The organism is Ampullimonas aquatilis, assembly GCF_049675895.1.
GTDB lineage: Bacteria > Pseudomonadota > Gammaproteobacteria > Burkholderiales > Burkholderiaceae_D > Ampullimonas > Ampullimonas aquatilis.
Map to the genome: position 1 here is coordinate 18,731 of NZ_CP183834.1, position 16,062 is coordinate 34,792.

The 16,062-nt window shown below is 46.0% G+C and carries 18 protein-coding genes; 1 reads left to right on the top strand and 17 read right to left on the bottom strand.

Annotated elements, in window-relative coordinates; all coding sequences use genetic code 11:
• Positions 1 to 218: 218 nt before the first annotated feature.
• From rfbD to ACMYR3_RS00125, 8 genes are all read right to left on the bottom strand, one after another.
• On the bottom strand, positions 219 to 1,112 hold the full coding sequence (gene rfbD, locus ACMYR3_RS00090) for a dTDP-4-dehydrorhamnose reductase (protein ID WP_424196284.1): 894 nt from the start codon (positions 1,110 to 1,112) through the stop codon (positions 219 to 221).
• Positions 1,113 to 1,139: 27 nt separating this feature from the next.
• Positions 1,140 to 1,688: a dTDP-4-dehydrorhamnose 3,5-epimerase gene (gene rfbC, locus ACMYR3_RS00095; RefSeq protein WP_424193334.1), complete on the bottom strand. Its 549-nt coding sequence runs from the start codon at positions 1,686 to 1,688 to the stop codon at positions 1,140 to 1,142.
• A 153-nt stretch (positions 1,689 to 1,841) separates the two neighbouring features.
• Positions 1,842 to 2,726, bottom strand: coding sequence for a glucose-1-phosphate thymidylyltransferase RfbA (rfbA, locus tag ACMYR3_RS00100; RefSeq protein ID WP_424193336.1), 885 nt, complete (start codon positions 2,724 to 2,726; stop codon positions 1,842 to 1,844).
• A 43-nt stretch (positions 2,727 to 2,769) separates the two neighbouring features.
• Positions 2,770 to 3,900 carry a glycosyltransferase gene (locus ACMYR3_RS00105; protein WP_424193338.1) on the bottom strand — a complete coding sequence of 377 codons (1,131 nt, stop codon included), beginning with the start codon at positions 3,898 to 3,900 and terminating at the stop codon, positions 2,770 to 2,772.
• On the bottom strand, positions 3,893 to 4,984 hold the full coding sequence (locus ACMYR3_RS00110; RefSeq protein ID WP_424196285.1) for a glycosyltransferase family 4 protein: 1,092 nt from the start codon (positions 4,982 to 4,984) through the stop codon (positions 3,893 to 3,895). The genes ACMYR3_RS00105 and ACMYR3_RS00110 overlap by 8 nt, the downstream gene beginning before the upstream one ends.
• 411 nt (positions 4,985 to 5,395) lie before the next feature.
• Positions 5,396 to 5,686: a NadS family protein gene (gene nadS, locus ACMYR3_RS00115; RefSeq protein WP_424193340.1), complete on the bottom strand. Its 291-nt coding sequence runs from the start codon at positions 5,684 to 5,686 to the stop codon at positions 5,396 to 5,398.
• A gap of 2 nt (positions 5,687 to 5,688) precedes the next feature.
• The gene (locus ACMYR3_RS00120; RefSeq protein WP_424193342.1) at positions 5,689 to 6,000 is read right to left on the bottom strand and encodes a type II toxin-antitoxin system RelE/ParE family toxin; all 312 of its coding nucleotides are present in this window, start codon (positions 5,998 to 6,000) and stop codon (positions 5,689 to 5,691) included.
• A 267-nt stretch (positions 6,001 to 6,267) separates the two neighbouring features.
• Positions 6,268 to 6,609: a helix-turn-helix domain-containing protein gene (locus ACMYR3_RS00125; RefSeq protein WP_424193344.1), complete on the bottom strand. Its 342-nt coding sequence runs from the start codon at positions 6,607 to 6,609 to the stop codon at positions 6,268 to 6,270.
• Between the two features lie 286 nt (positions 6,610 to 6,895).
• Here ACMYR3_RS00125 and ACMYR3_RS00130 point away from each other — a divergent pair, with 286 nt between their 5' ends.
• Positions 6,896 to 8,422 carry a Fic family protein gene (locus ACMYR3_RS00130; RefSeq protein WP_424193346.1) on the top strand — a complete coding sequence of 509 codons (1,527 nt, stop codon included), beginning with the start codon at positions 6,896 to 6,898 and terminating at the stop codon, positions 8,420 to 8,422.
• Positions 8,423 to 8,499: 77 nt separating this feature from the next.
• Here the strand turns inward: ACMYR3_RS00130 and ACMYR3_RS00135 are convergent, their stop codons facing one another.
• From ACMYR3_RS00135 to ACMYR3_RS00175, 9 genes are all read right to left on the bottom strand, one after another.
• A complete protein-coding gene (locus ACMYR3_RS00135) occupies positions 8,500 to 8,652 on the bottom strand; it encodes a hypothetical protein (protein WP_424193348.1) in 153 nt (50 codons plus the stop codon).
• 28 nt (positions 8,653 to 8,680) lie between these two features.
• On the bottom strand, positions 8,681 to 9,739 hold the full coding sequence (gene rfbB, locus ACMYR3_RS00140; protein WP_424193350.1) for a dTDP-glucose 4,6-dehydratase: 1,059 nt from the start codon (positions 9,737 to 9,739) through the stop codon (positions 8,681 to 8,683).
• Positions 9,740 to 9,808: 69 nt separating this feature from the next.
• A complete protein-coding gene (locus ACMYR3_RS00145) occupies positions 9,809 to 10,936 on the bottom strand; it encodes a DUF1972 domain-containing protein (RefSeq protein ID WP_424193352.1) in 1,128 nt (375 codons plus the stop codon).
• A gap of 9 nt (positions 10,937 to 10,945) precedes the next feature.
• Positions 10,946 to 11,485 (bottom strand): D-glycero-beta-D-manno-heptose 1,7-bisphosphate 7-phosphatase, encoded by a 540-nt coding sequence (gene gmhB, locus ACMYR3_RS00150; protein ID WP_424193354.1) that lies wholly within the window; start codon positions 11,483 to 11,485, stop codon positions 10,946 to 10,948.
• Positions 11,486 to 11,493: 8 nt separating this feature from the next.
• The gene (locus ACMYR3_RS00155; RefSeq protein ID WP_424193356.1) at positions 11,494 to 12,198 is read right to left on the bottom strand and encodes a nucleotidyltransferase family protein; all 705 of its coding nucleotides are present in this window, start codon (positions 12,196 to 12,198) and stop codon (positions 11,494 to 11,496) included.
• Entirely contained in the window at positions 12,198 to 12,791 is a 594-nt protein-coding gene (locus ACMYR3_RS00160) for a D-sedoheptulose 7-phosphate isomerase (protein WP_424193358.1), read from the bottom strand. The genes ACMYR3_RS00155 and ACMYR3_RS00160 overlap by 1 nt, the downstream gene beginning before the upstream one ends.
• A complete protein-coding gene (locus ACMYR3_RS00165) occupies positions 12,776 to 13,810 on the bottom strand; it encodes a dehydrogenase (protein ID WP_424193360.1) in 1,035 nt (344 codons plus the stop codon). The genes ACMYR3_RS00160 and ACMYR3_RS00165 overlap by 16 nt, the downstream gene beginning before the upstream one ends.
• A gap of 52 nt (positions 13,811 to 13,862) precedes the next feature.
• Positions 13,863 to 15,026: a glycosyltransferase family 4 protein gene (locus ACMYR3_RS00170; RefSeq protein ID WP_424193362.1), complete on the bottom strand. Its 1,164-nt coding sequence runs from the start codon at positions 15,024 to 15,026 to the stop codon at positions 13,863 to 13,865.
• Complete coding sequence (locus tag ACMYR3_RS00175; RefSeq protein WP_424193364.1) at positions 15,027 to 16,061, bottom strand: glycosyltransferase family 2 protein; 1,035 nt, start codon at positions 16,059 to 16,061, stop codon at positions 15,027 to 15,029. It lies immediately after the preceding gene.
• Position 16,062: the final 1 nt, after the last annotated feature.

Genomic DNA, 16,062 nt, shown 5'->3' on the forward strand with positions numbered 1-16,062 from the left:
GAATCGGGTTACAACAACAACCAATCAATATGCTCCCACAAGTGATACTGATGTAGGGTATATGATCATTCTGCCTGTTCAGGTGCGTAATATATGACCCACTAAAAATACCCTATAGGACTATCTATTATCCACTTAAATAAATTAATTAGGGTCAGAGTCAAATTAAACGAGAAATAATTAGCGGAAATTTGACTCTGACCCTAATTTGAGTTTTTTTAAGGTTTGAGCTCGGCCAGGGTGAGTTTGAGGCCGGTTTGCCAGTCGGGCAGGGTAAAGCCAAAGCGGGCTTCAATCGCGCTCAGATCCAGCCGGGAATTCGCGGGGCGTTTGGCGGGCAGGGGATATTCACTCGCCGGAATCGGCAGAATCTGTCTCACCCTGGGTTCAGGTGCCAAACCTTGCAGGCGTGCCTGTTCAACAATTGCCTCGGCAAAGCCATGCCAGTTGGTCACACCGTGTGGAGACAGGTTGTAAATGTCCGATTTGAAAGTACCCGCGACACGTTCGCGCAGCGCAATCTGAATTGCCTGAGCCGTCACATCGGCAATCAGCCGTGCCGGAGTCGGGGCACCGTATTGGTCGGCCACCACTTTCAATTCTTCGCGCTCAGCGGCCAGGCGCAAAATTGTCTTCATGAAGTTTTTGCCATGGGCAGCATAAACCCAGGTGGTGCGAAAAATCAGCCAGTCGCCACCGGCGGCTTCAATCGCCATATCACCCACCAGTTTGGAACGGCCATACGCAGCCAGCGGACTGGGCAATTCATCTTCACGATGCGGCTGATCACCGGTGCCATCAAACACATAATCGGTGGAATAGTGAATCAGCAACGCGCCAATCTTTTTGGCTTCGGCTGCCAATACGGCGGGTGCGGTGCCATTGATGGTGGTCGCCAGGGCTTCTTCTTCTTCGGCCTTGTCCACGGCGGTATAAGCAGCCGCATTGACAATCACATTGGGTTTAAAAGATTGCACCAGTGCGGGCAAACTATTGGGCTGACTCAAGTCTGCTTCGGTACGGCCACAGATTTTCACCTCGCCCAAGGGCAAGAGGCTGCGCGCCAGTTCAAACCCAACCTGTCCACTTTGGCCAGTCACCAGAATTTTGATCGATGGTTTCATCAATAGTCCTCAGGCTCAGGCGTAGGTTTCGCACTGGGCGAGGGGAATGCCGTTTTCATCTTTGGGTTTGAGCAAAGGGGTAATGCCTTCGAGCGGCCATTCAATGCCCACCGCTGGGTCATTCCACAACAGGCTGCGCTCGTGTTCGGGCGCCCAGTAGTCGGTGGCCTTGTAGAGAAAATCGGCCTCGTCCGAGATCACCACAAAGCCATGTGCAAAGCCGGGTGGAATCCAGAACATGCGTTTGTTTTCTTCCGACAATTCCACGCCAGCCCATTGGCCAAAAGTGGGGGATGATTTGCGCATATCCACGGCAGCGTCATACACCGCGCCACGCGTGCAACGCACCAGTTTGCCTTGGGCCTGCTGAATCTGATAATGCATGCCGCGCAATACGCCCTTGGCCGAATGCGAATGATTGTCCTGCACAAACTTGAGCGTCACACCGGTTTTTTCGTGGAAGGTGCGTTCGTTGAAACTCTCGTAAAAATAACCGCGCGCATCGCCAAAAACCTGCGGCTCAATAATCAGCAAATCGGGAATTGAAGTAGGAATGATCTTCATGAGGAAATTTCCTGGATGGGAATGATTCTATGTGGGAATGTTTGGATTTTACTGCTTTGCGCGTGGCGCTAATGCGGCCAGCCTGCTGCTGTCACCAACCTGTGCGGCAAACTCTGCAACGGCTTGAGCGCACAGATTGGTGACAGTCTTACATCAAAATACCTTGTCTTCCAAAAGGCGCATCAAATACTGGCCGTAACCGCTCTTTTTGAGTGGTGTTGCCAAAATTTCAAGCTGCTCGTTGCGGATCCAGCCAGAGCGCCAGCAAATTTCTTCCGGACAGGCAATTTTCAAGCCCTGACGTTTTTCCAGCGTTTGAATAAACTGACCGGCTTCAATCAACGAGTCATGCGTGCCGGTATCCAGCCAGGCATCGCCGCGCCCCATCAATTGCACATTGAGTTGGTCGCGTTCCAGATAAATCTTGTTCAGATCGGTAATTTCCAGCTCGCCACGCAGCGATGGCTTGAGGTCACGCGCAAACTGCACCACCTGCTGGTCATAAAAATACAAGCCAGTCACTGCGTAACGGCTCTTGGGTTTGGTGGGCTTTTCTTCCAATGACAGTACTTTGCCGTTGGCATCAAACTCGGCCACGCCATAACGCTCCGGATCAAGCACGGGGTAGGTGAATACCGTTGCCCCGGTGGTTTGCTCACCCGCCAGCTTGAGCCGCTTGGCCAGGTCGTGCCCGTAAAAAATATTGTCACCCAGTACCAGCGCGGCCGGGCTGTCACCCAAAAAGTCGGCGCCAATCACAAAGGCTTGTGCCAGGCCATCGGGCGAGGGCTGCACCGCGTACTGCAGATTGATGCCCCAGGCCTTGCCGTCACCGAGCAATTGCTCAAAACGTGGTGTGTCCTGCGGGGTGGAGATGATCAAAATATCGCGAATCCCCGCCAACAGCAGCGTCGACAGCGGGTAATAGATCATGGGTTTGTCATAGACCGGCATCAACTGCTTGGATACCGCCAATGTCACCGGATGCAGGCGCGTGCCCGAGCCGCCTGCCAAAATAATGCCTTTACGTTGTGTCATGGTCATTTTCAGAGAAGTTTAAATTCTGGACTTTGCTAAATGGTTAGCTGTTTAGCGATACTGGCAAACCATACACCTCACATAGCTCGCGATGGAGGCGATCACTGGTAAATTCATTCAAGAAATGTTCTCGGCCGGCATTACCCATTTCGTGCAATTGCTCGCGTGTTACCGTGCGTAAAATGTTGACGATCTCTTCAGGCTTGTCTGGCTCAACCAGAAAACCTGTGACACCTTCTTCCACGACTTCGGCCAAACCACCAACGCGTGAAGCAATCACTGCCAAACCGGCGCGCATGGCTTCAACGGCAATCAGGCCAAAACCTTCCCAGCGGGATGGAACGACGATCACATCGGCCATTTCCAGATAAATCGGCATGTTTTCCAGTTTGACCCAGCCGGGGCAGGTGATATTGGGTGGGGTTGCCGGCAAGACAGTGCCATCAATCACGGCGGCACCAATGGCAAAGGCAGTCACTTCATTTTGCATGGTACTCATCGCCGCAAAAAAAACATCAACACCTTTTTGGCGATCAAATCGTCCAATAAAAAGCACGCGCAATCCTGGGCTGTTCCATACTGGCTGAGGTGCGCTGCAGGCGGGCATTTCCCGGGCAATGCCGTTGCGCGCTACAACCAGCTTATCTGTACGAATGCCGACTTCAATCGCGATTTTTTTATCATGATTGGAAATGCAGACAATCTTGTCGCACAGCATAGCCAAAGAACGTTCCACTGATATCACAACCCAGCGTCCAAATGAGGACATCGCGCGATCAAATGCCCAGCCATGAGCACAGTAAATCACCTTTGGGCGATGGCTCGTGAGTGCGAGGAATGGCCTGACAGTTGCCCCGGCAAAGGTACTATGAATGTGCACAATCTGAGGCTTAAGTTCATTTACCAGTTGTTTGACAACCGCGGCCAGCTTAAACGCACGGATAGCCCGTTTGGGCGAGTCTTTGAAGATGGTGACACCAACGCCATCAGGCACAACCAGTTGATCTGCATGAGACTCTGGAACAATCACATGAATCCGGCCAGGCCCAAAAGCGGCGCGTTGCAAAGGCAACAGCTCACGCAAATAAGTGGCCGTCCCACCTTTGACCACTTCGGCGCAATGCAGAATCAGACAACCTTTGTCAGCGGTCACTTTATTTATTGCATCAGTCATCACTAGCCTTTCTGCATGTTGCCACGACTTTTCTAGCCGAGTCCAACCAGGTAAATTGTGCCGCACGCTGCAACCCTTTTTCTGACATGGTTTGCCGGAGCGCGCTATCTGTTGCCAGTCTGTTCAATTGTTCGGCCAGACCTTGTGCATCATGAGGATCAAAATAGCGTGCAGCATCACCGCATACCTCAGGAATGGAGGCAGCATTTGAAGCCAGTACGGGGCAGCCCAATGTCATGGCTTCCAGTGGCGGAATACCAAAGCCTTCATAGAGGGATGGAAAAACAAAGCACATGGCTTTGCTGTACAGGGTTTTCAGTTCTTCATCACTCACATAGCCGAGCCAGTGAACCTGATTGTTATCAAGCTGCCCTGCCGACCCAAACACCTTGGCATTGGCACCGCCAGCAATGGCAACATCAAACTGCTTATTGGGTAACAACGCCAGTGCCTGTAAAACCAGCTTGAAGTTTTTATGCGCGGCCATACTGCTCACCGCCAGCACATAGGGCCGTTGCGACAAATTGCTGCGAGTCAAAATGTCCGGACTCTCTGCAACTCGCTGCACATGCTCGCAACCATTGTGTGTCACGCTGATCTTGTTGATATCAATACCAAAACACCGCGCTATTTCTTGACGCGAAAACTCCGAGACAGTCATGATCTGACGCGCCATCTTGCCCAGGGCAGGCATCAAAAAGCGATACCAGGTTCGAAATGCCTTGCTGTATGAAATTGGAATGCGGACGGTTGTCGCATCGTGGATCACCACCACCTGACGGCGCAGCATAAGGGGTGCGGTATTGCACAGGCTCAACAACAGCTGCCCTTGTTTGACTTGCCACGGTAAGACGGTCTGTTCCCAACGCTGACCACCGCATGAGCCCACAGAGCGAAAACTGATTTTGGCAAAAGTAATGGATGGTACAACACCTGGTGGCACCAGGATCTCAAAAGTCAAACCTTTGACGCAATCGTCATTGTCAATCAGCAATTGGTCGATTGCTTTAAGAGTCTCTAATGCAAAGCGATCTACGCCAGTAGAGGCGCGACCAAAAAAACGACCATTGACCAGTATGTTCACAAACAAGACTCATGCTTAAAACAGGAAAGCCACATTCTATCGATAAGACGAGGCATTACTGAAAACGTACTGGCCAGTAAATGAGGAAAATTCATACTTTTTGTGATATTGCGCGGATTTTGATGGGGAGTATGGTAACGCGGAGTAATTTATCCCACTTTGACAGCTCGTGATATTGAGAATTGCCTGACTTTCTAAGGGTGAGTGATTGACAATAGGGTGCTCTAATTAATTTGACTCTGACCCTAATTATTGTTGTTTATTACAACGGTTTGTTTGCCAATCCACAAACAAAAGGGGGAAGCGTTATCGTTATCCCCTGATTATCATCGAGTAATGTTTCACATCATGTTGGGTTGTTGGCATCAAGCTCTATATTAATTTGACCCAAGCCCTGTTTATTCTGCCAGATCAGGAGTGCAAGGTCTTTAGCGCAACATCAGGCGCTGTCAGTACAATCTTGAGCAACGCAGCTGCAGGACCCGTGGGGTTGCGCCGATGTTGCTCCCAGTTTTGTAGTGTCTTGATACTGACTCGCATCAAGCGGGCAAATTCGCTTTGCGACAGCCCGATTTGTTCTCGTACGGCCTTTACATCAGGTGGTGCTACCTTGATTCGGCGCGAGGCAGCGGCTTCTCCATGAGCAATTGCCTTGGCTTCTTTCAGGCTTTGTACTAGGTCATCGAATAATGTCTGTTCCATCTTCATAACTCCTTCACAAATTCACGTAGGAATGCGGTTTCCCGATCAGTTAGATTGTCTTTTTTTGACTTTGGATAAATTAGCAGCATGTAAATCTGATGATCGTCGCTGAGCCAGTAATAAATCACCCGAACCCCGCCGCTCTTGCCACGACCAGGCTGCGCATAACGTAATTTACGGATTCCCCCGCCACCCTTGATGATGTCACCTTGTTCCGGGTTTTCAACCAAAACATTTTGCAGACGAGCGTACTCGTCATCGGTAAGCAAATCGAGAAGCAGGCGAGTGAATGTCGGGGTTTCTATAAATTCCATCTTCTCAATTATACGCCATTGGCGTATGGTCGCAATAACTAAAACAGACTATTGAAAGTTCTTTTGTTGACGTTGCGTCATAAACTGCTTCTCGCTGAATTAAAAATCTGATCCGCCGGTTTGTTTGCTTACACCACAAACAAAAGGGGGGAAGCGTTATCGCTATCCCCCTGATTATTGTCGATTAATGTTTTTTACCGTGCCGCATAATTCGCATCAATCCGCTCGCGGTAAGCGCCGCTTTGAATTATTTGACTCTGACCCTATTTATTGATGTGAGTCAACCATCAAGCGAACTGGTTTGCCAACGCGGCTGAGCATTTCTACCAGTGTATCAATGGTGAACTTGGCAGTCTTTTTGTTTACTACGTCAGAAACTCGTGGACGTGAGACCATGAGTATTTCGGCGACATCGGCTTGTTTCAGGTGATGTTCCGAAATCCAGGTAGTGAGCTCTTCCATCAGTTGTTGTTTTAATAGCTGGGTGTCATTGATCTGTTTCCGAGATGTTGCTTGTAAAAGCTTGGCCTCGTCAGGTGTAAAGCCCAGTTTCAAGAACAGGTTTGCTCCAGGCTTTGTTACATGATGAATTTTGGTATCGATGGTCATTTCTTGGCCTTTTTTGCATTAGCTACGGCACTCTAACGAGTTTCGGCAAAAATTTTGGTGTTCTCGGCAGAGACTCAGTGGTTCTTAACGACTGAAAAAGAGCCGACTTTTGTAGTGGATACCTTTTCAGAATCAAGGCGTCCACTTCATAAAGTTTTTCACCCTTCTAGTTCACCGCAGTACAAACAAACTAACAAAGCTTGTCGACCCATAATCCATCTACTATAATCATTTTTATTAAAAATATTAAGTTTGTAACTGTTTTTATAGCGGAGTAATCGATTTTATGGCTGAGATTGGGTATCAATGGCTATCAATCACCTACAATCTTCACACGGTACACCCGTTGGTCGTACAAAGTGAAATCGGGCGTAACCGCTCCACGTCGAGTGACGGTGATGTACGTTTTGAAGTTTACCCAGAATCGTACCGACCTCTTGACACTTTTTGTGAGCAACTGGCTTTTGCTTTCAAATATGAAGGCATCCATCTGGAATTTCTGGCTCGGCTCTTTTCCCAAGCTTCGGTAAAACAAGAGTTGGAACAATGGATTGCACGAGAACCAACGGGAAGTTATGCTCGCCGTGCCTGCTTCCTATATGAATGGCTATTTGATGACACGCTGGATGCACCCAATCTGACGCGAGGTAACTACATTGATGCACTCGATTCCGAACTGTATCTGGTCGGCAAACCGATCAATTGTCCGCGCTGGCGTGTTCGCGACAATCTGCCAGGCAATCGCGATTACTGTCCTATCGTTCGTCGAACTGCCGCCATTCAAGCGACTGAGACCTATAATTTGTCAGCCAAACTCGCTGAGCTGGAGGCGGATTTCGGCGTTGATCTGATTTTGCGCAGCACAGTCTGGTTAACCGTCAAAGAGAGCCGCGCCAGTTTTATGATTGAGCGCGAACAAGATAAAGAAGACCGTATTCGCCGCTTTGCCGCAGTCATGGAAAACGAGTGCGGGCGACACGACAACCCACTCACCCCTGAAACCTTGAGCTTACTGCAACGCGGTATTTTGGGCGATATGGCTCTGCGCTACGGATTGCGCCGCTCTCCTGTTTACGTTGGGCATTCAGCTCATTATCAAGCGGTTGTTGATTACATCGCGCCGCATTGGGAACAAACAAACTCCCTCCTCTCTGGGCTGGCGCATTTTCTGGAGCGCAGTCAAGGTAAATCATCAATCGTGCGTGCAGCAGTCGCTTCTTTCGGCTTTGTCTATATTCATCCGATGGCAGATGGCAATGGCCGAATTTCGCGCTTTTTAATCAATGACATTTTGCGACGCGATGGGCTGGTCCCCACGCCGATTATTCTGCCCGTATCGGCCACTATCGCGAACAGCACCCAGGCGCTAGCTGCCTACGACAAAGTCCTGGAGCGTTTTTCGCGCCCACTGATGCGCAAATATGCCGACCAATACCATTTTGGCGAACAGCTCATTGCTGAAGATGGCGTGGAATACAATCTTCATTTCAGGGCTTACGATGATGCACTTCCTGCATGGCGTTACCCAGACCTCACGGCGCACACCGAATACCTCGCCAAAATCATCGACACCACGCTAACGCAAGAAATGCGCAAAGAAGCCCATTTCTTAAAAGCCAACGATCAAGCCCGTACCGGCATCAAGCAATTTCTGGAAGCGCCGGACAACGAACTCGACAGTATCATTCGCAGTATTCGACAGAATGGAAATGCACTGTCCAATCAGCTTTGCAAGCGCTATCCAATACTCAACGAAAAGCCAGCTATTAGGGAGCAACTTGTTGATGTCGTGCAACGGGCATTCGCCAATTAAAAATCCCCTATAAGTCCTTGAACTTACAGGGGATTGTGGAATAAAGCCATGTAATTATCAATACGATAACTTAACGGCTAGATTCTTGTCCAGTCTGTTGCTTCCAGCCCGGCTTGAACCTTTCCCAACTGAAAACCGGCTTCCTTGCGAGGATCTTTCGGAAACGTCAATAGATCATCGTAAGCAGATCCTACCCAACGAATTTCTTTTTGATCGTTTAGCTCGTTCATTTCGGGCTTTTTCTTTCAATGAATTGATTTACCGTGCTGCATAATTCGCATCAATCCACTCGCGGTAAGCGCCGCTTTGTACGCGGGTTACCCAATCCTGATTGGCCAGGTACCAGGCGACGGTTTTGCGGATGCCGGTTTCAAAGGTTTCGGCGGGGCGCCAGCCGAGTTCTTTTTCGATCTTTTGGGCATCGATTGCATAGCGGCGGTCGTGGCCGGGGCGATCGGTGACGTAGGTTTTTAGGCGGGTGTAGCTGCCTTCGGCAGAGGGCTTGAGCTCGTCGAGCAAATCACAGATGATGCCGACGATTTCAATATTGGGTTTTTCGTTCCAGCCGCCCACGTTATAGGTTTCGCCCAGGCGGCCCTTGGCCAGCACTTCACGGATGGCGGTGCAATGGTCGCCCACATAAAGCCAGTCGCGAATGTTCATGCCATCGCCATAAATGGGCAGGGGCTTGCCGGCCAGCGCATTGGCAATCATCAGCGGGATCAACTTTTCAGGAAACTGGTACGGGCCATAGTTGTTGGAGCAGTTGGTCGTCACCACCGGCAGGCCATACGTGTGATGCCAGGCACGCACCAAATGGTCAGAACAGGCCTTGGAAGCAGCATAAGGGCTGTTAGGCTGAAAAGGATTGTCTTCGGTAAACTGTGGGTCAGTCGGGCTGAGCGAGCCAAACACCTCGTCGGTACTCACATGCAAAAACCGAAATGCCGTTTTTTCTGCTTCCGGCAGGGCCGACCAATAAGCACGGGTTGACTCCAGCAGATTGAAGGTGCCTTCCACATTGGTTTTAATGAATGCGGCCGGGCCATGAATGGAACGATCCACATGGCTTTCAGCCGCAAAGTTGATAATGGCGCGCGGCTTGTACTGTGCCAGCAAACCATCCACCAGAGCGCGATCACCAATATCACCCTGTACAAACACATGGCGCGAATCGGCCTTGAGTGCGGCCAGGTTTTCAACATTACCCGCGTAGGTCAACACATCCAGATTGACAACAGGCTCACCCGTTGCAGCAACCCAGTCCAGAACAAAATTTGAGCCGATAAAGCCGGCACCACCAGTGACGAGGATCATAAAAGAGAAGGAGATGATTAAAAAATCTGGCGTAACTCAGCTAAACCCGCTGAATCACAAGGAATAGCGCTATTTTACCTGCTCTTGCCCAGGTAAAAAATGACAAAGTAGTTGTTCGTATTGTTCAAGAATGTGCGTCCAGGTGAATTCTTCATCAAAACGCTGCTTTGATGCAGCAGACATTGCTTGCAGAGCCGCTGGTGAATCAAGCGTGGCATCAAGGCAATCTGAAAACTCTATCGCGTTGGAAAAATAGCGAGCACCTTCACCTGCTACCCAATGATTGAAACGATTGTCATGGGCAATGACGGGGTTGCCCGCACCAAGCGCCTCTACCAGTGAAGGGTTGGTTCCACCCACCTGATGGCCGTGTACATAGGCAAGGCTATGGTAACGGACTGCCTGGACAATCTCTTTATTGTAGATGGCACCTAAAAAGCGGACTTCAGAACTGGCTGCAGCCAAGACGGCTTGATGATAAGGATTGTTATCAAAATCAAACCGGCCTAAAACAGCGAGCGTTTTGCCCCGTGGTTTTAAAGAAAAGCCTTCCACCACTTCCAGAATGGAATTTTCAGGTTCGGGGCGGGCAATCAGTGTTAAGTAATTACGGGCTTCTAATGCCAGCTCGGCTAATGGCTCTTTACTTGCATTGCTAACTGATTCGGCACCATAAGCAATGGTGGTAATTTTGTTGGCATTAACGCGGGTAGAAAGGTGGCGCTTGATTTCTGGGTTATCAGCAATCAAATGATTGCCTAACCAGCAGCCAGCCCATTCGTTAATATAAAACCAGATCTTGGCCCATGAATTCCATTTGGCTCTTGCCCATTCAATCCCATCCATATTGATCAGATTGGGGATGCCTTTGATACGCAGCAAAAGATTAAACAAGGCCGTGTTATAGCCAAGCGTCAGACAAAGTTCTTTTGATTGGGTGGCATGTTTAATGGACAACCAGTCAAACAACATGGTGCCCTTAGCGCCTGAGATATTGACGGGAATATGAATCCGTTTGACACCCTCCCATTCGTCGGTATGAACTTCACCAACGCCATCTTCTTGGCAGTAGACAATGACTTCCCAGCCACGGGCTACTAAAAAGAGTGATAAGTACTCTGCAAAGGTTTCAAAGCCACCATGAGCGGCGGGGAGGCCGCGGATGCCAAGTATTCGAATAGACTTAATTTGTTTCATCAATGTGTTTTATGTTGATGACAGCATCACGGCAAAATCTAACAGCGAAGAATAAATTTCAATCTCTTTTGGCAAGTCAGGATGCATGCTAGTAACTTTGCCGTTCCCTGTTAAGACTAACGCAGGTTTACAGCCTGCTGAAACAGCAGCTTGAGTATCACGTAAAGAATCACCAATAAAATAGGTGGTAGATGTTTCAACGTTGAAATCACTGCATGCTTGTAATAACATTTTAGGGTTAGGTTTACGACAATCACAATGATCGCTTGGCTGGTGTGGGCAAAAATAGATGCGATCAATATTGCCACCAAAGCTTCGAACATGAGATATCATTTTTTGGTGAATTTGTTCTAAGGTTCTCATGCTGAAGCAGTTTTTTGCGATACCAGCTTGATTTGTCGCAATGGCAATTGAAATATTAGAGGCACTAATTTTAGCTATTGCTTCTGCTGCACCATCTATTGGATGCCAATCCTCCGGAGATCTAATATAGTTAGGATTGTCATGATTAATCACTCCGTCTCTATCAAATACAACTAATTTCTTCATATTTATACTTAAATAGAGAGGAAGTCAGATTGTGCTTGTTGGTAATCAGAAGGTATTCCTATATCAATAAAATAGCCTTCTGTTTCATAACCAAATATTTTTATCTTATCTAAATTGTTACTAATGAAGTCTTGCTCAAAAGAAAAATTTTCGTGGGCAGGATTATTTGTAAACAAGTCTTTTTTAATGCAATAAACGCCACCATTAATCCAACCCGGTCGGCAGCTGGTTTTTTCATTAAAGCTTGTTAACCGTTTATTGGTAAGTTCGCATCGACCATATCTAGTGGTATCAGGTACATATCGAATAGCTACGCCTAGTGGCGAATTAAATTCAATGCATGAATGTATAAAATCAGCGTAATCCATTTTAAGAAATGTATCGCCATTGAGTACCAAAGCATAGTCAGATTTTGTCTTTTTTAAAGAGTAAGCTATTGCTCCACCTGTGCCGAGGGCAGATTCTTCTTGTGCATAAATGAGCTCAATCTGTTCAAAGTTTTTACCAAAATGCTGCGAAATTAAATTGGCTTTATAACCAACGGAAAGAATTACTCTTTTGACACTCTCTTTACTTAATTGATTAAGCAAATGTGCTAAAAATGGTTTGCCCGCGACTGGAGCCATTGGCTTAGGTAAATCTGGAACAACGGAACGTAGTCTTGTCCCCAATCCACCTGCTAGAATAATTACATCGTAATTTTCAAGAGACATTATTTTTTAGGAAAAATAAGTTGTTCAACTAATCCACAAACAATGTGACCAAGGGTTATATGGCATTCCTGAATACGGGGAGTTTCATTGGATGGGACTTTTACACAAACATCACAGAGGTCATTCATTTGTCCCCCTGATTTTCCAGTAAAACCGACAGTAAAAATACCCATCGACTTTGCTTGATGTAATGCGTTTATGATATTTGACGAATTGCCTGAAGTAGATAAACCAATAAAGATGTCCCCTTTTTTTGCATTAGCCTGGATTTGCCTCTCAAATAAGCGCTCATATCCATAATCATTACCAATAGCCGTGATAACCGATGTGTCAACAGTTAATGCAAATGCAGAGAGACCCGGGCGATCATAATTGAAGCGGCTTACAAACTCACCTGCGAGGTGTTGTGCGTCTGCGGCACTTCCACCATTTCCAGCAAATAGAATTTTATGACCTGCATTGCAGGATTCAGCGCACGTTTTTGATACAAATATTATTTGTTCAAATAGATGGTGATCCTCAAGTAATGATTGTTTTACTGCAATTGAGGTAGATAGCCATAATTTGGCTATTTGTGTTAAATCGACTTCCATGACTGCGCCCCAACTTGAGTAAAGTGAAAGTTCATAACTTTGCCTGGGTAGTCCATAAGTGTTCTTAATAAATCCATACGTTTAGCCGGAGGTACAAAGAACATCATAAAGCCTCCACCGCCAGCACCAGAAATTTTTCCAGCAAGTGCGCCAGCTCTTATTGCACTCTCATAAACGGCATCAATTTGAGGATTCGTAATTCCGAGCGCCATTTTTTTCTTTGCGGTCCATGATCGTCCTAGTACTTCAGCATATCTAATAAGATCACCGCGTAGGATCGCTTCTTTCATGGCTAAAGCCTCTTGCTTAAGTTCAAACATGGCTTCAATAGATTTTGTTTCTTTATTAATCGTGTTATCGATCTGCTGTTGAATGATCTGCGCTGACTCACGTGACTGTCCTGTGTAGTAAAGAACTGTAGAGGCTTCTAATTCATTCAGAACCCAATCCTTTACTCGTAAAGGATTAACTAGAACATGATCATTTGCATTAAACTCAATGAAATTAAAGCCACCGAACGCAGCAGCATATTGATCTTGTTTGCCACCCGCTAGACTTAAATCAATTCTTTCAATTTCATAAGCTAATCTTGCAATTTCGTATTCTCCGAGTCCTAGTCGCAACCACTCGGCATACGCTTGTAAAATACTTACTACCATTGTAGATGAGGTACCCAATCCAGAGCCAGCAGGTGCATCGGCGAAGCTTGTGAGTGTTAATGAGAGGGGGCGCCCGCCATTAAATTGTCGAACTATACGACTGTATATTCCTCTATGAAGCCTAAGTGGTTCTTCATCAGCTAATACTGAGGATGCAGGTAACTCAACAGATTCCTGTCTGTCAGAAGCAATAAATTTCACCTTACCATCAAACCTAGGTTCTATGATTACCTGAGCATAAAGGTCAATGGTCGCATTTAGTACATAGCCCCCATGTTCGTCACTAAAAGGGCTTACATCTGTACCGCCGCCGGCGAGCCCAAGTCTAAGTGGTGCTCGTGATCGTATAATTTCATTCAATTTAAACAACTTATTTAAAATCTACTCACTTAAATTAGAGTAGGTAGGTTAATCAAGTACTGAGTATTTGCCGGTAAAGTTTAGTTGTTAGTTGACCTACTTTTTCCCATGAATAATCAGTAAACATTAAATCTTGACCCGACTGAGCAATAACGTCTAGCGCTTCTATATTGTTTATAGACCAGAGTATCTGCTCTGAAAGACTTTCAATATTCTCTGTTTCAAAAACTAAACCATTCTTTTTATCAGTGACTACTTCAAGCATTCCTGGAATATTAGAGACCAAAACCGCTTTTCCGAAAGTCATTGCCATAAGAACTACGCCACTCTGATAAATTCTAGTGTAAGGAAGAACCATAATATTTGCTGCACAATAGAAATTTGGTAATTCTTCATCAGAGATGTAACGTATAAATAAAGATATATTGTCGGCAAGATCCAGTTCATCAATTAATTTCTGATATTTCGTAAAATCATCCTTCCAGACCCTGCCTGCAATAACTAAGCGTATCTTCTGAGAGCTATTATTTAAAACAGTTGGCATCGCTTTTAATAGTAAATCAACGCCCTTTACTTCTTTAATCTGGCCAAAAAAAACGATCACGAAATCTTTTTCACTGATACCAAGCGCACTACACGCGTTGGCTCTGGTCAGATTATGCCTAACATAGTCAATATGATTTCCATGAGGAATAACATGAATCAAATTTTCAGGCAGCCTAACTTTATCAAGTAACTCTTGTCGACTAATTTGATTATGAGCAATTACTGCATTTGCCAGACCATATGCCCATTTAACAAACAATTTAATAGACAGCCCCTCTTTAAAAGCTTCGACATCATGCGCAGTTATAACAATCTTCAGCAATAATAGTTTTGCAAATAAGACATTGAAAAGCTCTAAAAAGCCGACATGATAAAAATGAAAATGAGCTATTTTTGTGCCAGAGAAGCGGGCTCTAGTTAATGTGGCTATGCTGGCTTTCAAAAAGAGCAGCCCTCTTTGCCAAGAAGGAGCTTTACCATATATCCCTTTATAAACTAGATCAATAGGGATGCCCTCATCACCAGTAACCTCAGTTTCGTCACAAGTATAAAGAGTTGGATCAAAGCCAAAGTTTTGAAGACTGCGACAAAGTGAAATGTCGTAATAGTGACAACCACCGTGGCCTCCAACGGGCTCTACTACGGCTACTTTAATTAATTCCCGACTCATTTATTGTCTTTTCAAAAACCAAATGGGATCTGCTTTACGCTTACCAAACAAAACTTTGAACATAATCATGGCATTTGCTTTATGTCCACTATGCCAACGTTTAACTGCGCGAATCATCAGAAAAATCCATATTGTTGGAAGAAACCATGGAGTATATTCTTTGGCAAAGAGGAGTTTGTTACGAGTCTGATAAAAATCAGAAAGAACACTTGCTGGTCGCTCTCTACTTTCGGTTCCAATAGATGCACCTTCTTTATGGTAAACCACTGCAGATGTTTCCACCCCTAGTTTAAATTGCTTTTTTGCACGCCAAGCCCAATCGACTTCCTCGTTATAAAGAAAGTATTTTTCACACATAAGACCGATAGAATCAATAAATTTTACAGAAACAAACATACTCGCACCGGATATATATGAGATATCTTTTTCAATAAGTGCGTTATCTTTAGGTTCGCTAAATACATCTCCAGCGCCTATGTGTTTCCCGCGCCCAGTAATCAAAGAATATTTTACGCCTCCATAGGCTTGCACAATTTTATTGACTTTGTCATGCAGTAATGTGGCTCCACAAATACCAATTGTGCTGTCTTGATTCATGCGATTAAGTAGTTTAGATAAGCAATTCGGCTCAACTTCGGTGTCGTTATTTAGAAACCATAAATAGTCAATTTCTTCTATAAATTTTGCTACTTTGTAGCCAATATTGTTAGCTGCAGCGAATCCCAAGTTTGACTTATTGCTTACTAGAAAAATTTGATTATTTTCCTCAAGAGTTTCGCTAAACGCAGTGATTGTGCTTATCTCTTTGCTGAGAGAGGAAAAATTACTTAGTTGTTTTTCTGTATAACCAGCTTCAGTTAATGAACTTGTTATCTTTTTAATGGAGTAATCAGAGGATGCGTTATCAACAATGATCAATAAATTTGCTTTTACTGGATTAAGTGCATTAATGGACTTAATGCAAGCGATTGTGTCATCCGCACCATTCCAGTTGACTAAAACTATTGCAACAGACCTGTTATCAAGGGGAATCATC